This window comes from Paenibacillus sp. Y301 (genome assembly GCF_059445505.1).
The window spans coordinates 26519-49550 of sequence record NZ_JCAIUL010000006.1 but is presented as its reverse complement, the minus strand read 5'-3'; the positions used below and the strand labels follow the sequence as shown (position 1 = coordinate 49550).

Annotated in this window: 15 protein-coding genes; 13 read left to right on the top strand and 2 right to left on the bottom strand. The window is 41.4% G+C overall.

All coding sequences use genetic code 11. The annotated features are described in order from the left end of the window. The first annotated feature begins 120 nt into the window (after positions 1 to 120). Positions 121 to 741 carry a hypothetical protein gene (locus AC1D69_RS12155; RefSeq protein ID WP_495456429.1) on the top strand — a complete coding sequence of 207 codons (621 nt, stop codon included), beginning with the start codon at positions 121 to 123 and terminating at the stop codon, positions 739 to 741. 874 nt (positions 742 to 1615) lie between these two features. Further along, the gene (locus AC1D69_RS12150) at positions 1616 to 3076 is read left to right on the top strand and encodes a methyl-accepting chemotaxis protein (RefSeq protein WP_495456428.1); all 1461 of its coding nucleotides are present in this window, start codon (positions 1616 to 1618) and stop codon (positions 3074 to 3076) included. Positions 3077 to 3204: 128 nt separating this feature from the next. On the opposite strand, the gene AC1D69_RS12145 is transcribed toward AC1D69_RS12150, so the two are convergent. After that, the gene (locus AC1D69_RS12145) at positions 3205 to 6738 is read right to left on the bottom strand and encodes a glycosyl hydrolase 115 family protein (RefSeq protein WP_495456427.1); all 3534 of its coding nucleotides are present in this window, start codon (positions 6736 to 6738) and stop codon (positions 3205 to 3207) included. 210 nt (positions 6739 to 6948) lie between these two features. On the opposite strand from AC1D69_RS12145, the gene AC1D69_RS12140 reads away from it, so the two are divergent. The 9 genes from AC1D69_RS12140 to AC1D69_RS12100 all read left to right on the top strand — a co-directional run bounded on the left by AC1D69_RS12140 (position 6949) and on the right by AC1D69_RS12100 (position 19808). Next, positions 6949 to 8583: a response regulator transcription factor gene (locus tag AC1D69_RS12140; protein WP_495456426.1), complete on the top strand. Its 1635-nt coding sequence runs from the start codon at positions 6949 to 6951 to the stop codon at positions 8581 to 8583. Continuing rightward, positions 8573 to 10315, top strand: a complete 1743-nt coding sequence (locus AC1D69_RS12135) for a sensor histidine kinase (RefSeq protein WP_495456425.1) — start codon at positions 8573 to 8575, stop codon at positions 10313 to 10315. The genes AC1D69_RS12140 and AC1D69_RS12135 overlap by 11 nt, the downstream gene beginning before the upstream one ends. A gap of 146 nt (positions 10316 to 10461) precedes the next feature. After that, positions 10462 to 12171, top strand: a complete 1710-nt coding sequence (locus AC1D69_RS12130) for an ABC transporter substrate-binding protein (protein WP_495456424.1) — start codon at positions 10462 to 10464, stop codon at positions 12169 to 12171. A 132-nt stretch (positions 12172 to 12303) separates the two neighbouring features. After that, positions 12304 to 13245, top strand: a complete 942-nt coding sequence (locus AC1D69_RS12125) for an ABC transporter permease (protein WP_495456644.1) — start codon at positions 12304 to 12306, stop codon at positions 13243 to 13245. A gap of 12 nt (positions 13246 to 13257) precedes the next feature. After that, positions 13258 to 14184, top strand: coding sequence for a carbohydrate ABC transporter permease (locus AC1D69_RS12120; RefSeq protein WP_495456423.1), 927 nt, complete (start codon positions 13258 to 13260; stop codon positions 14182 to 14184). Then, positions 14184 to 15188 carry an endo-1,4-beta-xylanase gene (locus AC1D69_RS12115; protein WP_495456422.1) on the top strand — a complete coding sequence of 335 codons (1005 nt, stop codon included), beginning with the start codon at positions 14184 to 14186 and terminating at the stop codon, positions 15186 to 15188. Before AC1D69_RS12120 ends, AC1D69_RS12115 begins: the two co-directional genes overlap by 1 nt. 155 nt (positions 15189 to 15343) lie before the next feature. Next, on the top strand, positions 15344 to 17431 hold the full coding sequence (locus AC1D69_RS12110; RefSeq protein WP_495456421.1) for an alpha-glucuronidase family glycosyl hydrolase: 2088 nt from the start codon (positions 15344 to 15346) through the stop codon (positions 17429 to 17431). Positions 17432 to 17554: 123 nt separating this feature from the next. Further along, entirely contained in the window at positions 17555 to 19168 is a 1614-nt protein-coding gene (locus AC1D69_RS12105; RefSeq protein ID WP_495456420.1) for a glycoside hydrolase family 43 protein, read from the top strand. Positions 19169 to 19403: 235 nt separating this feature from the next. Further along, entirely contained in the window at positions 19404 to 19808 is a 405-nt protein-coding gene (locus AC1D69_RS12100; protein ID WP_495456419.1) for a VOC family protein, read from the top strand. A gap of 186 nt (positions 19809 to 19994) precedes the next feature. Here AC1D69_RS12100 and AC1D69_RS12095 read toward each other — a convergent pair whose 3' ends face one another. Next, positions 19995 to 20339, bottom strand: a complete 345-nt coding sequence (locus AC1D69_RS12095) for a YhfM domain-containing protein (RefSeq protein WP_495456418.1) — start codon at positions 20337 to 20339, stop codon at positions 19995 to 19997. A gap of 321 nt (positions 20340 to 20660) precedes the next feature. Here AC1D69_RS12095 and AC1D69_RS12090 point away from each other — a divergent pair, with 321 nt between their 5' ends. Both AC1D69_RS12090 and AC1D69_RS12085 read left to right on the top strand, forming a co-directional pair. After that, a complete protein-coding gene (locus tag AC1D69_RS12090) occupies positions 20661 to 20960 on the top strand; it encodes a stalk domain-containing protein (protein ID WP_495456417.1) in 300 nt (99 codons plus the stop codon). Between the two features lie 523 nt (positions 20961 to 21483). After that, positions 21484 to 22929 (top strand): DEAD/DEAH box helicase, encoded by a 1446-nt coding sequence (locus AC1D69_RS12085; protein ID WP_495456416.1) that lies wholly within the window; start codon positions 21484 to 21486, stop codon positions 22927 to 22929. Positions 22930 to 23032 lie beyond the last annotated feature (103 nt).

Sequence of the window (23032 nt, the reverse complement as noted above, 5' to 3'; positions counted from 1 at the left end):
GAGTTTATCAAAAGGTTATTATTCAATCTGTGTAACTAAGTTCTTTCGCTTACGTTTAAGTTACTGTGTGCTTCTTAATTAATGTACGGGAATATAAAAAGGTTATTGAATGGAGGATGTATGAGAATAAAAGAGACGATTGTTATTACCTTTGTGACGGTACTTTCTTTTTCCTCAGTACTGGTGGGGTGTTCTGAGAATAATTTAATTGTACATGATGCGGTTACAATGCCAACGGTAGCTCCTGTCATTCAAGTGAAGACTACCACAATTCCAGAAGAGGAAAAGGAGGGATTTGTGTATATAGATCAACTGCCGAATGAGAGATTGAAGGCATATGAACTATTTGTGAGTGACAAAAATATTCATCATTTAGAAGGATTCACTCCAGAAGAGATTCTATTAATCTACCTTCATTTAGCCAGTATGGGTGATGTAGAAAGTATTTATGCACTCACTTATGATAATGGGAAGTTACCGGATGCAGATACCTTTAGACAAGAATATAATGAAAATTTAATGAGTTCGGAGCTAGAGGTTGCTTTAGATTATAGATATTATGATTCCATCGAAGCGCAGGAGGGAATGGTTAAGGAGAACGAGATAGCCATGGGCGTTACGGCAAGTATAGGTAGTTTTACGGCAACCACAGTATATGGATTGAAAAAAGAAAATAATGTTTGGAAGATGGATTTATACCACTTAATTGAACACTTCAAGAGTAAAACAAAGAAGTCCTGATGTATTCTGATGTATGTTTTTCTAATGATAGAGAAAAGCACATTATAGAATAAAGCCTTTTAAAGTGTCTATTCTATAGGGCATATTTACTCATCCGAAGGATGTGCGGTAATGATGGATTTAGCGAAGGTGATTTGTTTTGTGGTATCGACAGGTGTGTTCGTCAAAGAATAGAATAAGCTCCCTCCTGTAACCTGACGGTTCCATACAAGGAGATTATCCTCCTTCTTGTCCGGATCTATATAATTGTATACTTTTGTTCCAGCGGCATCATGAACTTGCGTGAAGACGGGCTGCTATCTAAGAACTTCACGGTAGATTGGTCGCTTCCACTAATGGTTAGTAGATAAATCATGTCATTATCTTTATATGTAAACTTCACGAAACTTGATTTGTCTGTGGTCTCCTAATTTGGTAAGCGTAGGGTGGCTCATTACACCAAGAAGATGGGGTAAAAGTGCTTGCGTGGTCGCGTAAGTAGAACCCCGATGTTTAACAGTATTGATCGCTTCTTGCCCGAATATTACAGTGGCAGCTTCTGATCATATTCAAACAATGGTGATAGGCAATTTTATAGATCCATCATGCGGTAACCTTTCAAGGAGACTTCTTGTATTCCTATGTAACAATTCTGAAATAGTAAATGTGACATTGTAGCAAAGGTTTAACTAAATAAATGAATATGAATGCATTTATATAAATTAAATACCACTCTAAATTAGAGTGGTATTTTGTTAACCCTAGGCAGGCTATGCCTTTATTTCATTGGTTTATTTAAAAAGCCCCTCTGATTTCGTTTTAATATAAAGATATGGACTAAACATGCCGAAATAGAAAATATACACTATGAATTTTTACACACAGGGGGAATAAAATGACAACAGAACAAATAAGTGAATTGTATTTTTACAGAAGCAAGACAGTTGTCATCTTTTTCTGGATTTTTGCTCTGGTACCTGGCCTGTACTCTGCACTTGATGGTGACTTGACAGTACTGAAGAATACGGGTATTCCAATGGTTATCCTAGGTGCAATAATTACGGTACTTTCGAGAATAAAGCGGTTCGCATTGTTGACGCCATATATTATTGTTGGGATTTTTGTCGTGTTCTATGCCATGCTGTCTGTGATCGATGAAGCAGATGCTACCTTGCCTGTCATGCTAGTTACTCTTACCGCACTATATCCTACATTTCGTCCGGTAGCCATCACAGCGTCACTTTTGTTTATTGAGAAGGTGGCCTTTGGTAAGGGAGAGCCGTTACTACCCAGTCAATTTCTTTCTAGCGGATTGTTCGGATATATAGTAATTGGAGCCGTAATTATTACATTAGTTCGTATTAATGAAAAGGTATTAGCTAATGTAGTGAAGCATAGTGAGGATGCACAGGTTGCCCATAAGAAGTCCGAAGAACTACTGGGACAAGTTCGCGGAGCACTTCAGAGTCTAAGTGCGTTTTATGCACAGCTTCAGGACAAGGTGTTGACTACGCAGAAGATGACCCATGAAGTGAGTCTTGGATTTAATGAAGTAGCGCGAGGGATTGAATCTCAGGCTACGAGTGTGTCCGATATTAACGAGATGATGCAGAAGTCAAATGAGGGTATTCAAGAGGTTGCAGAGAATTCACAAAAGATGCGTGCCGTATCTTCAGATACGCAATTGGTAGCTATACAAGGAAATGAGCAGTTAAATGAGCTTACTCAGCGTATTGATCATGCGAATGTTATTGTTGGAACAATCGTGGAGGATATGCTTATGTTAAATCATCAGAATGAGGAAATTAGCACAATTCTGGTGACGATTCAGGAAATGGCGACTCAGACCAACCTGTTGGCGTTAAACGCTGCGATTGAAGCAGCACGCGCGGGTGAGCATGGTAGGGGATTTGCTGTCGTTTCTTCTGAGGTACGCAAGCTTGCGGAGAATTCCTCGCAATCTGCGGTTAAGATTACAACCATTCTTAGCAGTATCAGAGATCGTACGGAGCAATTAACTGCTCAGGTATCCAAAGGGAAACGGGCGTTGGATGAAAGTATTGCATCTGCCCAACAATCAGAGATTATTTTCCAACAAATTTCCGGGAATGCGAATCAAGTGCTTGCTCAAGCGGAAGAAGTAGAGGGTAAGACAACTGAACTAGGACGCTCATCTGACAATATTGTTATGGAGGTTGCTTCCATTTCAGGTGTAACAGAGGAATCGAGCGCAGCCACAGAGCAAATTCTCGCAGGCATTGAGGAGCAAAGTACAATGGTTAATCAAATTGTAAATAGCTTCGCAGAATTGGAGATGCTTATTGCTGATTTGAACCGGTTAACGGAACAAGAATAACAAGACATGAAGTGTTAAAAAGGTGATCTACTGAAGCAAGATGGAAAAGTTCTATATAATATGAGCATAAAAGGTAGGCCAAGAAATAGTTAAAGCTATTCTTGACCTACCTTTTATATTATGAATCCTTAAAGTTTCCAATCCGACACGTATTCCCGTGTTAGCCCATCAACCATAACGCTAACCTTCATGGAGTATACGGTGCTATTGACTGACTCAGACAAACATAGTTGATGCATCTCCTGCCCACGCACAGATACAATATTAGTAAGTGTGGCCTGATCTAGAAGTGAACCACCGTTATCATACAACTTAACAGCCATGACATAGGGATGACTGTACATGGGGTCCTTGTTGATTACGCCGATCTGTGCGAGAAGTGGCTTATCAGGAAGAAGGTTACCCCTACGCAACGACGGTCGTACGCTAAGGACATCTTCTGAGATTAGTACTAGTTCTATCTCCATAGGAGAGGGGATAGCTCCCTCCATGATGAAGAATTCCAGGATATGTTCGCCAGATGCTAAGGCGATCCTTTGAGGTGAGTAGGTATCATTAATCTCGCTCTTAGCTTCACTCTCTAGATTCGCAAGAATCAAAGAGCTAGGTAGTTCGATTCCATCGCACTTTATACACATCACAGCATTAGTACTTGCATCAGTCAGTGCTGTAGACCTCAATTCATATATTCCACTATGTTCAACGAATACTTCTACACGTTGTTGAGAATCGAATGATCCTGTAAGTGTCATAACACCGGGCACGGATACTGGATCGAATGAATGGTCCAACCATACGGATGATGATACAGGGGACTTCCCGCCATAGTAGCTTTCAGGAGGACCAAGATAACTAGGTGCTAGATCACCATGATCTACAACGATCTTTTGTAGAATAGTGATAGGATCAACCATCCACACGGTTAGTGTATGATAGCCGCGTTCGAGTCTCGGATGTACACTCATGGCAGTACGTACATTGGTAATGACGCCTTCTTCCCACTCTCTCTCATGGAATGATCCATCCGGCATCCGCACAATAGCGTCACATACCTGAACAGGTTCATCATCGAAGGAGACACCTATGCGTAGCCCCATCCCAGGAACGAAGTCATTGGATGGCGCAAGGAATAGAGTCATCGTTACTTCCCCGGGTTGAACCACATAGACTTGATATTCCAGACGTGGAGAGTTCTCTGGCTCCGGTGAATTGCAGCAAGGCGTGGTGACAGGGAAGATTCCCATGGAGGACAGGGTACGTCCGTAACCCTCAATGGTATGCCATTCCACGCCATTTGCAGGTTGCATCCGAGTATAGTTCTCAGCTTCAATAGAGATATAACCATTGGTCTCGATATGCCCGACAAGTGTCTCACGCTGGGGTTGCAAGGGATGGAAGATGCTCACTTGGATATCGACTTTAGCGCTATTTGCGCCCATAACAACAATGGATGAAGTTATGTTCTCTCCTATAGGGACTGCTTCCCAATCGATATCGACCCAGATCCGCTTCTGCTTAACAATCGTTCCTTCGCAAGAAGATACTTTAATCCAAGGGACATCTACGTGGATGGCGTACTCGAAGGGAGATGAACGTTTATTGAAGATCTCGAAATAGCGTTTCTCCTGCGTGAACACGTCGAATTCAGGCAGCTGGCATAGGGTTGCTTTATCAGGCCATACGTTGGTTGAACCTTCTATAGCAATACCCATCTCAGAACCTTTCTGCGCGGTAACATGACCCACCTCAGGCAAGATGTTATGAGGTGGTTGATTCCAATACGTATATCCGATATGCGTCTGGTCCATCATATGATCCCATTTGCCTAACGATAGCCGTTTGTTATAGTCAAATGTGAGCTCGGCATCGGCAACGAATAGAAGTTCAGCTGCGCGTGCCTCTACATTAGCCATCGTCCGACCCTGCTCTGCATACAGCTGGCTTGTCATAGCGCGAATGTGCAGCTCAAGTACTTGTGCGGATGCCTTCACAGGGTATAACACCAATTGAAAGAATGCATCCTTGAGCTGTTCAGGGAGTTGTTTAAATAACTGTTCTGCTCGGATGGTAATGTCACGAAACTCTGCAATGATACTATCCGCTTCTTTATAATCCGTAAGGCTGTAGCCTTGGACGGCATTGATTAACTCAGGCTTAAGACGTCCATTGTAATGGGTGTAACGCTCTATCATATCCGTTATTTCCTCAGCATGTTCAGTTCCAAACTGACGAACTACCCATTGGAGTGTGTACGCATGAAAGTGATCCTTCGTGCAACGATCTATATTCCATGCCATACGAAGGAAATACTCCATGGGGAACTCCATAGGTTTCAGATCCCCAACATTCAGAATCCAGATCCGGTCTGCTCCATAGGCATAGGCCTTATGCATTTGTTCCCATATTTTCTGAATAGGCACGGTGTTAAGCCACTTGTATGAGCGGGGGCCACCAACGTAATCTAGATGATAGTAGATTCCGGCTCCCCCAGAGCGGGTTCTCTCTTCTTCTGTGGGTACTCGGCGTAAGTTACCGTGATTGTCATCCGACCATAGCAACGTGATATCGTCGGGTACTCTCATTCCATGCTCGTAATAGTCTTGAACCTCTTTATACAGCGCCCATAATTGTGGGACGTGTGTAACATCGGTAGCCATTGCTTCCGTGATAATCTTCCGTTGGTCTTTAACGATATGCTGAAGAAGGTCGATCTTCTCCTCGAACGATAAATGTCCCCCCATGGCTTCATCACCATCTCCACGCATACCAAGTGTGACAATGGTCTCGTATTCCCGACTACGAGATATACCTTCCTCCCAGAAACGATACAGCACTTCATCATTGATTGAATAATCCCAAGGACCTTGTTTGTGCTTCTTCCAATCTCCGTGTGGACGAAGCATGGGCTCATGGTGAGAAGTTCCAATAACAATTCCATAATCATCAGCGACTATAGGGTTAAATGGATCATCCTCATGAAAAGTGTTATCCCACATGGCAGGCCATAGATAATTCGCCTTAAGACGGAGAAGAAGCTTGAATATACTCTCGTAAAAGTGATGATTCAGTTCTTGATAATTAGAGCGTGCCCAAGCCATAAGTGATGGACCTTCATCGTTTAGAAAGATCCCGCGATACTTAACGGATGGCTCTCCTTGTTTATAGGTACCTGGTGTGACATAGAGGTTGGCATGTTGATTAGGAGGAACATCTGCCCACCAGTGCCAAGGAGAGACACCGATGTTCTCGGAGATGTCATAGATTCCGAAGATCGTTCCTCGTTTGTCACTTCCAGCAACGATAAGGGCCTGTTCTATATCTGTGCCGGGCAGTGGGTTAGCTACAGTCTGTATAACAAAGGATTCCCATTTCCCAGTAATGCCACTTGTATCGATCTTCCCTTCTGACATGAGTTGATCAATGAGGGGACTTTCCCCAATAGTACCGATCAGAATGACATGTCCAGAAAGGGATGAGAGATCATTCTTTAGCAAGGGTGTGTCTCCCGTGACACGTTCTATATCTCGACATAGGTCTTCTGCTGCGCGGACGATTCCCGATTTCTCATTCAAGGAGACGCAAAGAGAAGCAACTCTCCCTTGATGAACCATTGGAAAATCACCGCTCTTCATCGTGGAACAAATATACGTATTATCGAGCATGAGGCATCCCTCTTTTCATGTGTAAATGGTAGGTTGTAATCTTCTATCTGATTATGCTATCACAGCTAATTGATGCGGGGTACCATACAAACTATAGGGAATACTTTGAAAAGCTAGAATAGATATCAATATATTTAGATTGACATAATCTGTGAGTGAAGGAACAATAAAAGGGTATTGTAAGGGTTTTCTCATAGGGTAAAGAGCACCATGAAAAGGAAGGGAGAGCTAACTGTGTATAAGGTGATTTTAGTAGATGATGAGATTTATACTCGTAAAGGGTTGATTAAATTAATCGACTGGGAGGCTTGTGGTTATCAGATTGTACAGGAAGCCGATAATGGCGAGGATGCATTGGAATTAATTAAGAACATTCAACCAGACCTAGTCATTACCGACATTCGTATGCCAGTACTCGATGGACTGGAGTTAATTAAGAGCATCTCTACGGAAAGTGACATTTGCCCAGCCTTTATTATTATCAGTGGATATGATGATTTCAGTTACGCTCAGAAAGCCGTACGATACGGAGTACATGACTTCATTCTTAAACCAATTGATGAGATTGAATTAACAGAGACGCTTCTTACTTTAAAAGATAAGCTCGAACGCGATCGAGAAGACCGTAGTTTGCAGGAGAATTTACTGAGTGGAGCCATGATAGAGAAGCTTATTCTAGACAATCCCGACAATGTATTCATATCCGAGTGGGAAGAGCGGTTAATGCTAAGCGATAGGGATGGCCTTTATTATATGTTTGCTGAGCTGAATGATATTCATCTCTGGAAAGAATCTAGCACAGTACCTAACCTCTCTAGGTTCAAAGAGATTTTGCAGCAAACCCTTCAGAAGATGACGGGGGGCAGCCAACCCTTTTATCTGCATGAACATCGTAATCGTATCGGATTTATCGTGCCAGACAGTGTTCTTTTCCAGTCTTCTCAAGGACAGATTCAACGATTTGCAGAATCACTCTTGGAGATGCTGGTGAGCCAATATGATTGCCGAATCTTCCTATATGCAGGGTGTAAGGTAGGGCGGTTAGCAGATATAAGAGAATCGTATAAATGTGCTAAGGAAGCACTCCAATATAAATATGTACATGATGATAAGAGCATTGTGATTTATGACGGGGATACCATGCAGGCTCTTCAATATATAAGTTTGGATGAGAGACTGTATTCACAATTAATTGAACAGATCGAAGAGTCAGCGTTTGAAGAACTAACGTTAACGATTGATGAGATCTTTCGTCATTTCTGCGAGAAGGCCTATGCACCAGAGGCTGTGAAAATGAATATTCATCAGTGTGTCACTGGCGTTGTGAGGATTATTCATGAGATGAATGGTGAAGAACGAGGAGTTAACACACTAGCGATGCTTCTGGATTGGCATGACCTGAACTTGTCACTAAGCGAGTTGAAACGCATATTCACAAGGTTTGCTACGGAGAGTGGATGCTATATTGCGAGTCTCCGTAAAGATCAGCAGAGTGGTGATATTCAGAAGATTCGATCCTATATCGAAGCGCATTATCAGGAGAATATTAGCTTAAAGATGATTGCGTCCCAATTTTATATCAATCCGGTATACCTAGGTCAACTTTTTAAAAAAACATATGGTGTGTACTTCAATGATTTCCTGCAACATTTACGAATTAACGAAGCGAAGAAATTGCTACGCCAGACCGATCTACGTATTTACGAGGTTGCAGAGCGCGTAGGATTTGGTAACAGTGATTATTTCGTGACTAAATTCGAGAAGATTGAAAGCGTAACACCAAGTGAGTATCGCCATAGTCTAAACAAGGGGGATAGTCCGAGAGGGCGGTCAAATGAAGCCTAGTCTGAATAACGTCCGTCTAAGGGACAAAATGTTAGGATTGTATTTCCTATGCGTCTTTGTCCCCATTCTAGTAACGAATGCTATTTTTTATTACGTGACGACGAATAATGTGAAGCAGCAATTGATTCTAGATATTAACCGCGCGATTGAACAAGTGAAGAATGAGTTTTTCCAGGAAGTTGAAGGGGCAATGGAGATTTCAACGGTGTTATATACCGATTCCCTTTTGAATGAGATTGTTGATACGGATTATACCCATCCTGCTGAATACATAGGGGCTTATGATTCATATCTTCGTCGTATACTCAATGCCAATACACCTGTTTATAATGCAGTGGAAGAGGTCACAATCTACGTGGATAATCCGACCCTACTATATTCCGGGGGTATTAGTGCTATCAATGAGAGTGTTAAAGAAAATGAATGGTACGAGCGAATCAAGGAGAATCGAGTAGCTAAACCATTACTCATTCGTTCGGAAAAAGGTGGATCACTCCAGACATTTAGCATCGTCAGACGGATGGATTCCTTTTACTCACAGAATAATTACAACAAAATACTCAAGATCGATATGAAGATGTTTTCTATTAAACAAATATTTAATAACCTCAACCTACAAGGTAACGTCTACTTGCTGAATAATAAAAGAGAGGTTGAGTATACAACGGATGTGAACGTGGATGCACAGAAGGGCCCTGTACCCTTCGATTCTTTGACGATGGCTAAGGATACGATTGAGTTCAACACAGAATATAAGACGACAAATGATCTGAATGGATGGAGTATTATCGCTACCCTTTCAAAGGAGGAAGTATTTAAGGAAGTACGTCAATCTCGGAATTTCGTCATCATAGTTACATGTATGAACATCTTATTGCCTACTTTAATTATTATATGGGTCACTCGTTCGTTGAACGTACGTATTATTCGAATCTTGAAACAAATGAAGAAAGTTAAGAACCAACATTTTGAGATGATTAAAGATGATCATTCACGTGATGAGATTGGCCAATTGACCGTTGAATTCAACCGTATGACGTTGCAGATCAACACCTTAATTAATGATGTCTATGTAGCGGATATTCAGAAGAAAGACCTAGAGATTCAGAGCAGACACGCTCAATTAAACGCGCTTCAGAGTCAGATTAATCCTCACTTCATATTCAATGCGCTAGAGACCATTCGGATGCGTAGCCTTATGAAGGATGAGAATGAGACTGCTCATATTATTCAGAACATGGCCAAAATTTTCAGAGACTCCCTTGTCTGGAATAAAGACATGATTACGCTAAAGGAAGAGCTGAGTTTCATCCATTGCTTCTTGGAAATTCAAAAATATCGTTTCGGTGACAAAATTAGTTATGTGGTTGATGCGGAAGAAGCCGAGATGAAATCAAAAATCCCTAAAATGTCCATTGTCACTTTTGTTGAAAATGCAAGTATTCATGGCATTGAACCTTTCAAACAGGGTGGTGTCATTCATGTGAATATTAAGAGAGATCGAAATGATCTAGTCATTCTTGTAAGTGACAGTGGAGCGGGTATGGAGCCTGAGAAAGTCGAACAGTTGTACAGTTACATCACCAATGAGGAAGAAATGGGTGAGAGAATCGGTATACAAAATGTCATATATCGGCTAAAGCTATATTATGGTAGTCGCTTTGAATTTAGGATTCATAGTCAACCAGGTGAGGGAACGCAGGTCATCCTTCGGATACCATTAGAAGAATGAACATGAGAAGGATACCAAAGTGGCATCTATAGTTTTCTAAGTACCATCTTTAGAATGGTGGGTAAAACTAGGGAGATATCTCCCTTATAATATAAATGAAAGTGCTTACAAAATAATTAAAAGTTCGAAGGGGGATTGTCACAAGTATGGGAAAGAAGCAGATAGGACTTATTTGTCTTACAGCAGTCATGATGGGATCTATTCTTGCAGGTTGCTCAGGCAACAATGGTAATACAGCGAACAGCGGTAAAACGACTTCATCCAATGAACCTGGAGTAGCAACAGAAGAAAAGGTAGATAAAGTCACATTCTCTTACTTTAATGCTGCTGCAGGTAAAGATGTTAATACAAATGAAACAACGATTGGTAAAAAGTATGAGGAGCAGACGGGTGTTAACTGGAAAATTGAGCATCTCGTAGGGGATGAGAATACCAAGATTGGAACATTCATCGCAAGTAATGACTTTCCAGATGTCATTGTACCAGGAGAGTCTATTGATAAGCTTGTTGATGGAGGTGCGTTCATTCCTCTCAATGATTTAATCGAGGAGTATGGTCCGAACATTAAACGAGTATATGAGCCTTATTTCAACTTAATGAAGGATGAGGATGGTAATATCAACTTTCTACCATTCAGTGCAAACGTAGGAGAGTTTAAGCCAGAGCCAAACATAACACAAGGTGCATTTTGGATTCAACGTCGAGTGTTGAAAGAAGCTGGATACCCAAAAATTAAGACATATGATCAATATCTTAAATTAATTCGTGATTATGTAGCTAAACATAAAGATGAAAAATTAACTGGTTACTTGGCACTGACTGCACAAGATCAGTTCTTCGCTTTCACTAATCCACCAATGCATTTGGCAGGCTATCCGAATGATGGTAGCACTATTATTGATATGGAGACTCACCAAGCAAAGGATTATGGAGACGATGTAGATAGCACGAAACGTTATCTTCAAGAATTGAATAAGCTCAATGCTGAAGGAATTTTTGATAAGTCATCCTTCGTAGATACGAAAGATCAATATATCGCGAAGATTGCTTCCGGTAAGGTTCTTGGATTCTTTGACTACAAATGGCAAGCACAAGATGGGATGAATGTTCTACGAGAAGCTGCAGTACTATCAGGTAACCACGATCTAGATTATATGGCGCTTCCTATCGTATTTGACGAGAACATCAAGGATCAATATATTGATCCACCATCTTTTGTAAATAATCGGGGTATCGGTATCACAGTTAGTGCTAAGGACCCGGTTCGTATTATTAAATTCTTCAATAACTTGCTAACCGATGAGAACCAAGTCCTCAGTCAATGGGGAATTGAGGGAGAAACGTTTGAAATTAATGAAGAAGGACGTTTCAATAGAACGGCAGAACAAATTGTAAAAACGAATGAGAAAGCATTCCAAGAATCATTTGGTTTCAAATATTTCAATTATAGCTGGCCGATGTATGGTGGGGGATCATCGTTTCCGGACGGTAACTCTGTAGGGCCAGGAACTCAACCAGAAGTTGCACAAATGACATATACCGATGGTGATAAAGAGTTATTGAAGGCTTACAATATTGAATCCTTCTCTCAACTTTTTGCTGCACCAGACGAACGTCCTTGGTATCCAGCATGGAGTATTGCGATTCCACAGGGATCTAAAGCGCAAGTATTCGAACAGAAGAGAAGTGACTTACAACGCAAATACTTCCCACAACTAGTTCTTGCAGCTCCTGCTGATTTCGAGAAGATTTGGGACCAATATTACACAGAATTTAACAAGCTAGATGTTAAGGAATTTGAAGATATAATTAATGCTGGAGTAGCCAAAAAGATAGATATATTAGCAGGTAAGTAGAACGATTGTTTGAGAGGGGAAGGGCTGTTGTCTAGATTTGGTCGACACCCTTCCTTTATCATCTAACGATTCTACTGAGGATAGAGAGGAGAATATACTGTGAGCAATAGCACTCCAATAGTACCGCATGATATGCCAACGATAGCTAATGCACCAACAGGAATGAGACTTTTCATGAAAAGAATTGCTCAGCAAAAGACATTAGTATTCATGTCTGTTCCTTTTTTAATCTGGTTGTTTATTTTTAAATATGTCCCTCTTTGGGGTTGGACCATTGCTTTCCAAGATTATAAACCGGCAAAAGGTTTTACGGATCAAAAGTGGGTTGGTTTTGAACATTTCGGTTTCTTATTTCAAGATAAACACTTCCTATTAGTACTTCGAAATACATTAGCAATGAGCTTTATAAACCTTGTATTAGGATTTTTCACAGCAATTATTCTAGCTTTACTACTTAACGAGTTACGTAGAGTGATGTTTAAAAGAGTTGTACAGACCATAAGTTATCTACCTCACTTTATATCCTGGGTAGTTGCTGCCAGTATTATCACTACCGTGCTATCAGCAGACGGCGGAGTTATTAACGAAATACTTATATGGCTTGGTTTCATTGATGAACCAATTCTATGGCTGGGAAAAGGTAATTATTTCTGGGGAATACTAGGTGCTTCGGAAGTCTGGAAGAACGTAGGCTGGAACACCATTATATATTTAACAGCAATAACATCAGTAGATCCATCCCTATATGAAGCAGCTGAGATTGATGGAGCTGGACGCTTCAAACGGATCTGGCATATTACACTTCCAGGGATTAAACCCGTTATTGTTATTCTCATGATTATGAATATTGGTAATTTACTTGAATCTGGCTTTGAACCGCAATATTTACTTGGTAACGGGATGAATATCGATTTCTCTGAGAACTTAGATATTTTCGTACTCAAATATGGTATTCAGATGGGTAACTTCTCATTATCTATTGCAGCTGGAATGTTCAAAACCGTCGTCAGCTTTATTCTATTATTTAGTGCAAATGGCATCGCGAAAAAATTAGGCGAAGATAGACTGTTCTAGGGAGGATTTATAATGGCAAAAGCAAAGGTATTAAAAGCACATGCACGTTTCAAATCCCCTGGAGATCGGGTATTTGACACCTTCAATATTATCATGATGTTATTATTGGTCGTAGTTACGCTATATCCTTTTATTAATACGCTGGCAGTATCTCTTAACCAAGCGACTGATTCACTTAAAGGTGGAATATATTTATGGCCACGAGAATGGACGCTTGAGAATTACAAGTTTGTTCTTAAAGAATCATCGATTTACCAGGCAACCTTTATATCAGCGATGAGAACGATTATAGGTACGGTACTTTCCGTATTATGTTGCTCGATGGTAGCCTATACGATTAGCCGTCCGGAATATGTACTACGTAAGTTTGTATCGCTTGCATTTATTTTGACAATGTATTTCAGTGGAGGACTTATTCCTAACTTCCTACTCATTCGTGAACTTGGTATGATTGGAAGCTTCTCGGTATACATCATTCCTGGATTGATCGGTGTATTTAACGTTATCGTTATCCGTTCCTTTATTGAAGGATTGCCTGAGGGAATTCTAGAATCAGCTCGAATTGATGGAGCTGGGGAATTCACAACGTTTCTCCGTGTTGTTCTTCCGTTATGTCTACCGGTTATCGCAACGGTATCACTCTTTACGGCAGTAGCCCAATGGAACTCATGGTTTGATGTGTTTCTTTACAACTCATCTTATCCAGATTTAAGTACGTTACAGTATGAGCTTATGAAGATTCTTCAGAACTCAGGTGCATCTATGAACTCTCAGGATTATTCATCCATGTTCTCAACATCAAGTCAAGCTAATCAAGTAACGCCAACATCTATTCGTGCTACGATGACAATAGTTGCCAGCGTTCCGATCATTATGGTGTATCCATTCTTACAAAAGTACTTTGTACAAGGGATGACCATTGGCGGGGTGAAGGGTTAATGGGTAACATAGGAACTCGTAATGAACCTAAGTTAAAAGAAGTATTCGCTCAGGACTTTCTAATCGGAGCAGCAGTGAATCCAAAGACCATCGTAAGTCAGGAGGAACTACTGGCCTATCATTTCAATAGCATTACGGCTGAGAATGAAATGAAGTTCGAGAGTCTTCACCCATCGGAGGAGACCTATACTTTCGAACTTGCAGATCAATTGGTAGCATTTGCGCGGAAGCATGAGATGAGTATGCGGGGTCATACCCTAGTCTGGCATAATCAAACAACAGATTGGTTATTCGAAGATAAGGATGGGAAGACGGCAGATCGTGAAACGGTACTTCAGCGAATTAAGTCCCATATCAGTACCGTTGTAGGTCGCTATAAGCAAGATATCTATGCTTGGGATGTTGTGAATGAAGTGATAGCGGATGAAGGTGAAGAACTTCTCCGCAAGTCGAAGTGGTTGGATATTGTTGGTCCTGACTTTATTGCTAAGATGTTTGGATATGCACATGAGGCCGATCCTCAAGCATTACTATTCTATAACGATTACAACGAGTCAAATCCACTTAAGCGAGATAAGATTTACAAGTTAGTGAAGTCGCTTGTGGAACAAGATGTACCTGTGCATGGTGTTGGTCTACAAGCCCATTGGAATCTGTACGATCCCTTATTAGATGACATCCGTCGTGCGATTGAGAAGTATGCCTCACTGGGTCTGCAATTACAGCTAACTGAACTGGATGTTTCCCTATTCCGCTTCGATGATAAGCGTAGAGATCTGACAGTAGCACCCGAAGCATTACTAGAGTTACAAGCACAACGATATGAAGTGATGTTTAAATTATTGAGAGAATATCATAGTGAGATTACTTCAGTGACATTCTGGGGAGCAGCAGATGATTATACTTGGTTAGATAACTTCCCAGTACGGGGTCGAAAGAATTGGCCATTCCTGTTCGATGAATTACATCAGCCGAAGCCGGCGTTCCAAAGTATCGTGAGGTAAGTAGGAACATCCTAAATGTTGTGTTTAATAGTTAGGACAAATAAGAAGGACGGCATAGCCGTATTTAATCGAGATGCCGGTCTTTGTGACCGGCATCTGTTGTTTTGTACCAGATGCATCATCTAATTCGACTATCATTGGAGGGAATCTATAGCATGGAACGTACTTTATATAAAACATGGCTACAACATGCCGAAGTGAAGGACTCAGAATTACGTACAGTGTATGCACAACTTCTAAGCAATCTGGTCGTAGAAGATCAATCATCGGAGGTCATGGTTACTGCAATACGTGAGTTGGAAGAAGGCGTCTCATCTTCGTTAGGTATTCAACCGGAAGTGACCTCGAAGGCTGTGGAGAACTCATATATTCGGATAGGCACCATTACAGAAATAACGAACTGGACTGAACTAGGCGCGGATGAGAGATTCATAGGAAATACAGACCGTGAGCTTCGTGATCTTTCTTTAGAAGGGTTTAGTTTACAGTACGTGTCAACAGAACAAGGTAGATACTTGATGCTCATTGGGGGTTCAGCTTCAGGTGTATTGTATGGTGTATTTCACTTGTTACGTCTAATCGCAAGCGGCGTTCGCCCTGAGAATATTAATGTACTAGAAGAACCAAAGAATCAACTTCGAATGATTAACCAATGGGATAATGCTGATGGTTCCATTGAGCGGGGATATGCGGGGACATCTATTTTTTATCACAACGGAGAGATCACCGCTCACTTAGAGAGAGTGAAAGATTACGCACGGATGCTAGCTTCTGTTGGAATAAACAGTATATCTATGAATAATGTCAATGTGCATGAGATAGAGACACGTTTCATAACGGATGAGTTGTTACCTGATGTGGCTCGAGTAGCGAGTGTGTTCCGTGCATATGGTATTCGTCTGTTCCTTAGCGTTAACTTCGCAGCTCCTATGCAGGTGGGTGGACTTGCAACGGCAGATCCATTGGATGAAGGAGTTAGCCAATGGTGGCGTGACACGGCAGATACGATATATCGGGAAATTCCCAATTTTGGAGGATTCCTAGTTAAGGCAGATTCGGAACATAGACCGGGTCCATTTACTTATGATCGCGATCATGCCGATGGGGCGAATGTGCTGGCAGATGCGCTAGCACCGCATGGTGGGCTTGTGATCTGGCGATGTTTTGTATACAACTGTATGCAAGATTGGCGTGATCGTTCTACGGATCGGGCACGTGCGGCATATGACCATTTCAGTCCACTCGATGGTAAGTTCCGAGACAATGTCCTTCTACAGATTAAGAATGGTCCAATGGATTTCCAAGTACGAGAGCCGGTCTCGCCATTGTTTGGTGCCATGAAGCAGACAAATCAGGTGTTAGAGTTTCAGATTACACAAGAGTATACCGGTCAGCAGCGACATGTCTGTTATTTAGTTCCTCAATGGAAGACAGTCCTCGATTTCGATACGTATGCTAACGGACCTGGTGCTGAAGTGAAACATATAGTAGATGGTTCAGTGTTCAATATGAAGTACAGTGGTATAGCAGCAGTCTCTAATATCGGGAACGATGAGAACTGGACCGGTCATACGTTAGCACAGGCTAATCTATATGGATATGGCAGACTCATCTGGAATCCAGACTTATCATCGGAAGGGATTGCAGAAGAGTGGGTACGGCTCTCCTTCGGTAATGACCCTCAGGTGGTGGATGTGATATGTGCCATGCTAATGAAATCTTGGCCTATATATGAGAGTTATACAGCGCCTCTAAGTGTAGGTTGGATGGTCACACCACATTACCATTACGGCCCAGACATTGATGGATATGAATACTCGCGCTGGGGAACGTACCATTTCGCTGACCGAAACGGGATTGGAGTAGATCGTACATTAGCAACCGGCACAGGGTATGCAGTACAGTATTACAGTGAGAATGCAGACGTATATGAATCTCTTGAATCATGCCCAGATGAATTGTTATTGTTCTTCCACCACGTGCCTTATACGCATCTTTTACATTCAGGTAAGACGGTCATTCAGCATATTTATGATACTCATTTCGCAGGGGCAGAAGAAGCTGTACAGCTACAGAAAGAGTGGTCTGAACTACAGAACAAGGTGGACACGGATCGATTCAGTCAAGTAGCTGGACGATTAGCAGAACAGGCTGAGCATGCTCATCAATGGCGAGATGTCATCAATACGTACTTTTATCGTAAATCGGGAGTGCCTGATGTGCAGGGTAGAATCATTTATTGAAAAATAAGAACGTATAAGTTTCATTTGATAGTCAACACGGATTGTAGCTACCGTGCTGAAAATATCCTGATAAAGTGATAGCTATCACATTCATAGGTAGTAACCTTTAGGAGTGAACCAATAATGAGCAACCCTATAACGTACAACAACCCTGTTTTATCCGGATTTTATCCAGATCCGAGCGTTATTCGTGTGAACGATGACTACTATTTGGCAGTAAGTTCATTCGAATATTTCCCGGGTCTTCCGATATTTCATAGCAAGGATCTGATCCATTGGGAACAAATAGGACATGCGCTAGCTCGTAAGAGTCAGATTGATATGTCCACCAGACAAAGTTCTCAAGGCATCTATGCACCAACACTACGCTATCATGAGGGTCTCTTTTATCTGATTACGACAGATGTCTATGGGATTGGTAACTTCTATATTACAGCGGAGAAACCGGAGGGACCTTGGTCAGATCCAATTACAGTTCCCTATGCGAATATAGATCCTTCTCTCATGTTTGATGACGATGGAAAAGTATATGTAACAGCCCAACGTGGTGCAGATAAAGAATCACACATTATTCAATATGAGATTGATATTAAGACAGGTAGAGCCTTGTCTGAGCCAGTTATTGTTGCGCATGGTGATGGTGGCGTCTGGACAGAAGGGCCCCATCTTTATAAAATCAATGATTTATATTATCTCATCTGCGCATGTGGAGGAACGGGATCTGATCATCGTGCTTTAGTATACAGATCGAGTACACCGAATGGCCCATTTGAAATGATGCCGCATCCGATGTTGACACATAATTCTCTTCCTAATCATCCCATCCAGAATACAGGTCATGCTGAACTGGTTGAAGATTTACACGGACAATGGTGGGCGATGTTTCTTGGAATACGTCCCGTTGATGGGCAATATAGCGTCCTTGGTAGGGAAACATTCCTTGCACCTGTGACTTGGACAGAAGATGGTTGGCCAACAATTGATAATAATGAGGGAACGGTAGCGTTGAAGATGACTGTAGCAGGACTAGGTCGGAATTCAGAAGAATCTTTATTAGATGGAAAAAAGAGTTCGGACAATGTAATAAGGGAAACCACGACTAAATATACTGATCCTGTTGGTTCTGGCAAGTTAGGTTGGCGAGACGACTTCGATAGCGAGGAGCTTGACCTTCGTTGGGCATTTATCCGTACAGTGCAAGAAGAACGAGTATCGTTGAGTCAACGACCTGGTTATATGGCGCTAAAAGGGAATAAACATTCGCTTCGTGATGCTGAGGTCTCCCTATTCGTCGGTGTTCGGCAACAGCATCTAAGAACGAACGTATCAACAGCGTTAGTCTTCGCACCTCAAACCGATGGTGAGGAAGCGGGACTTGCGGTAAGGCTGAACGAACAAGGGCATATTACCTTCGGAATTCGCAGAATCGATGGCAGACGAATGTTAATGGCAGTCGCGGTTGATCGTGGGGAGCTCACATTACTGGGAGAGGTGCCTGTGGCAGAAGATCATATTTGCCTTCAAATCCTTTCGAATGAACATGAATATGAGTTGGCTTATTGCATCGATGGATCGAACTGGATCTCGCTTGCGCGCGCATCAGCCCATATCGTATCGCCAGAACGAAATGGTGGATTCACAGGAGCACTTATTGGATGTTATGCAACGGGTAATGGTGAGGATAGTAAGACTTCGGCGTTCTTTGATTATGTTGATTACGAAGTGAAATTAAACTGAAGAGTAATATGAGGCGAACCTGAAATATGAAGTCAATCGAAGAGAAACCGTGTTTGGCTTGTTGGCCAAAGCACGGTTTTTTCATTGTTGCATGGAAGACGAATGGCTCGAATTCATGAGGAAGGAAGCCCAGAAAAATGTTAAAACACTACTGACATAATGTTGTCAGTAGTGTTTTTATATAATCAATAAGGTTACTTGAAATGTATCATTTATTATAGGAAGGATGGATCTTATGAATTTTGCTTCTGTACGCATCATTACCGACGACGTGGATCGTCTCGTCGAGTTCTACGAGAAAGTCATGGGTGTTTCGGCGGAACGCCCCGCGCCCGTCTTTGCTGAACTTGTTGTGCCATCGTGCACCCTGGCGATTGGCCACTCCCAGACGGTGCAACTGTTCGGCGCTGGCTCTGCAGTGGCGGCCAACAATCACACTGTTATCCTCGAGTTCCGTGTCCACGATGTCGATGCCGAATATGAGCGCTTGAAGCCGTTTATCGACGAATGGGTAAAGGAACCAACCACGATGCCTTGGGGGAACCGTGCTGTGCTGTTTCGTGATCCCGACGGCAACCTAGTTAACCTCTTTACGCCGGTGACCGAGGAAGCGATCAAACGGTTCAGCGGTAGGCATTAACGGACAGTTAAAGTGAGTGTGGCCTCAATTTGAGGAGTGGCAATGATTCGTATAATTCAAAGGATCCGCTGTGAACAGCGGATCCTTTTTAGTGCGCCCATGCTGGGCGCAGCTTCCGTTTAGTTCTGCACATTAGTTCTGCACAAAAGATGTACACATATGGCTTTTTGAAGAATATATCAAATATTATTCTCTCTTTTCTTGACTTAACAGATCAGCTAGTTCTGCCGAATTCTTAGTTCTTAAATCCAGCATCTTTTCGCTATGGCTATCTTTAATCAGGTAGCCATCTTTAGTTTTGAAATCCATATAAAGGCTGTATTCATCAACCTTAGAGTCAGCGTAAGTAACAGTCATTCGATAATCTGGTGGACCACCCACATCAACAGACCCGCGTACTTTTTTTACAGTTCTTATAGCATCTTCGAAGATTTGGATGCTTTCACTGTCAGTATAAGTGATTTCCGTTGTTTCGGACACAAGCCTAACGCTAGCAATCTCTTGCTGTGATCTGACTAATACAACTATCAAAATAAAAATATCAGTGAAATTGAAAGGATTCTACTTTTTTTCATAAACTACCTCCCGCTGAAAAAGGATAGAGACCGATTATTCAGTCTCCAACATAATTGTATGACTCATTTAAATAAATTTTCGAGGGCTTCTGAGTTAAATTTATTAGTTATAGTATAAGAATTTAAATGGTAGTTACTTTGAGAATCAAATATAATTCAAGGCCTAGTTTCCTATTGACTTAATAGTACGTAATATATATTTTGATTTGTATAACACTTCTATATGTAGTTGCGTCTAATATAATTAGAGTCTAAAAATGGAGGTTAGTGAAAGAATATGAAAAAAACGATAAGTACTTTATTAGTAATGTGTTTAGTATTTTTGTGTAGTTCAATACCAATATATGCAGGATCACAGGTTAGCCTTATTATTAATAGTGAAGTCGTTAGTTCAGATTCACCACCTGTGGTGATTGATGGAAAAACAATGGTCTCATTAGATTCCATGAGAAAGTTAAATCTTAATTTAGACTGGAATTCAAAAAATAAAACGGTTACGGTAACGACAAAGGCGAATAAGGATAAGATGGTTCTTAAAGTAGGCGAAAAAGAGGTGACATTTGGAGGAATAAGATAAATTTGGAGTCGCCTGCTCAATTAAGAAATAAACGGCTTATGGTTCATTCCATTCCTGACGAAATTCGAACTGATAAAGCTGCGAAATAAATATATCTATTAGATTGCAATAGGCGGTATTTAATTTCTGATGAAGCCGAGGGTAGCCTTATAAGCTAATTTCGGCTATTTCCCATGGAATCACTAAAGTATTTTCTCCTTTTCGAGTATAATGGGGAATATGTGATAGATGATTCGTGGAAACATATGTCCATAAGGGCTCTTACCCATAACTCGTGCTTGCAAAAAGATGGATTATGCTGAAACCTAGCGGAGGTGACGGAATTGTCTTGGAGAAGCGATAGCGTTCGCCTTTGCCCTCTGATTTCTACCGTGAACCGGTATATAATCAAGAAATCTGAGGGCAACAGCGATCGGAAGGACAATCCGTTATCGTAGCGGTCATTATAGATGGCTTTTTGTTAAGCACTGGTTGTAGTGCTGAGCTTCCATAACAATAATTTTAGAATAGATGAGGTTACTACATGAGCGAGCAAAGTTTTAAGGACTATACATTAAGTGAAGAAATCGTACGAGCACTCGATAGCTTAGGATATAACAATCCGACTGAGGTGCAACGTGAAGTTATTCCAATGGCACTCAAGAGACAGGACCTTGTTGTGAAATCACAGACAGGGAGCGGAAAGACAGCATCCTTTGGAATACCGATCTGTGACTTGGTTGATTGGAACGAGAACAAACCACAGGCATTAATCTTAACGCCTACGCGTGAGCTTGCTGCGCAAGTGAAAGAAGATATTACGAATATTGGTCGATACAAACGGATTAAAGCAACAGCGCTTTATGGTAAGACCCCTTATGCGAAACAAACGGCTGAATTGAAGCAAAAAAGTCATGTGGTTGTAGGTACGCCCGGACGCGTATTGGACCATATTGAACGTGGTACGTTTGCGTTAGAACGCTTAGAATACCTTGTCATTGACGAAGCCGATGAAATGTTGAATATGGGATTCATTCAGCAGGTCGGATCGATTATTGAGAAACTTCCTAAAGAACGAGTAACGATGGTGTTCTCGGCTACGTTACCTCAAGATGTAGAGAAACTTTGTTACAAATATATGAGTAATCCGATGATGATTGAGATTAAAGCTACGGGGCTCACTACAGATACGATTGAGCATTCTTTATATGAAGTCAGAGAATCAGAGAAATTCGGCTTACTGAAAGATATTACGGTTGTTGAGAATCCGGATAGCTGTATTATTTTCTGCCGGACGCAGGAACATGTGAATCAGGTGACTGAGCAATTAACGAATGCCAATTATACGTGTTCCAAAATCCATGGTGGCATGATCCAAGAGGATCGATTCGAAGTCATGAATGACTTCAAACGGGGCCAATTCCGCTATTTAGTCGCTACAGATGTAGCAGCGAGAGGCATTGATATTGATAACATCACACATGTCATCAACTATGATCTTCCTATGGAGAAGGAAAGTTATGTTCACCGTACTGGAAGAACGGGTCGCGCGGGTAAAACAGGGAAAGCCATCACGTTCGTAACTCCTTATGAAGAGAAATTTCTGCATGAGATTGAGAGTTATATTGGATTTGCTATTCCTAAGAAAAGTGTTCCCACGAAAGAAGAAGTTGCGAGTAATAAGGATGCCTTCCAAGGCAAAATTGGAATTGAGCCTATCTTGAAGCAAGATAAGAATGAGCAATTAAATAAAGGGATTACCAAGCTATATTTCAACGGTGGAAAGAAGAAGAAGATTAGAGCGGTAGACTTCGTCGGTACCATTGCTAAGATTGAAGGCGTATCTGCGGATGATATCGGTATTATTACGATTCAAGATAACGTGTCTTACGTTGAGATATTGAATGGTAAAGGTCAACATGTCATTCAAGTGATGAAGAATACAACGATTAAGGGTAAATTGTTAAAAGTGCATGTAGCGAATAAGTAGTCGATAAATCATCAATTAGTGAAGAGCTATCGCAGGAATAAGTGAGGAATGACGATGAGAATCTTTCTTTATATCGGTTTATTAGTCTCCATCTTCATCTCAG

Coding starts and splice junctions, on each gene's coding strand:
- AC1D69_RS12155 (WP_495456429.1), top strand. CDS start 121: ATGAGAATAAAAGAGACGATTGTTATTACCTTTGTGACGGTACTTTCT.
- AC1D69_RS12150 (WP_495456428.1), top strand. CDS start 1,616: ATGACAACAGAACAAATAAGTGAATTGTATTTTTACAGAAGCAAGACA.
- AC1D69_RS12145 (WP_495456427.1), bottom strand. CDS start 6,738: ATGCTCGATAATACGTATATTTGTTCCACGATGAAGAGCGGTGATTTT.
- AC1D69_RS12140 (WP_495456426.1), top strand. CDS start 6,949: ATGAAAAGGAAGGGAGAGCTAACTGTGTATAAGGTGATTTTAGTAGAT.
- AC1D69_RS12135 (WP_495456425.1), top strand. CDS start 8,573: ATGAAGCCTAGTCTGAATAACGTCCGTCTAAGGGACAAAATGTTAGGA.
- AC1D69_RS12130 (WP_495456424.1), top strand. CDS start 10,462: ATGGGAAAGAAGCAGATAGGACTTATTTGTCTTACAGCAGTCATGATG.
- AC1D69_RS12125 (WP_495456644.1), top strand. CDS start 12,304: ATGCCAACGATAGCTAATGCACCAACAGGAATGAGACTTTTCATGAAA.
- AC1D69_RS12120 (WP_495456423.1), top strand. CDS start 13,258: ATGGCAAAAGCAAAGGTATTAAAAGCACATGCACGTTTCAAATCCCCT.
- AC1D69_RS12115 (WP_495456422.1), top strand. CDS start 14,184: ATGGGTAACATAGGAACTCGTAATGAACCTAAGTTAAAAGAAGTATTC.
- AC1D69_RS12110 (WP_495456421.1), top strand. CDS start 15,344: ATGGAACGTACTTTATATAAAACATGGCTACAACATGCCGAAGTGAAG.
- AC1D69_RS12105 (WP_495456420.1), top strand. CDS start 17,555: ATGAGCAACCCTATAACGTACAACAACCCTGTTTTATCCGGATTTTAT.
- AC1D69_RS12100 (WP_495456419.1), top strand. CDS start 19,404: ATGAATTTTGCTTCTGTACGCATCATTACCGACGACGTGGATCGTCTC.
- AC1D69_RS12090 (WP_495456417.1), top strand. CDS start 20,661: ATGAAAAAAACGATAAGTACTTTATTAGTAATGTGTTTAGTATTTTTG.
- AC1D69_RS12085 (WP_495456416.1), top strand. CDS start 21,484: ATGAGCGAGCAAAGTTTTAAGGACTATACATTAAGTGAAGAAATCGTA.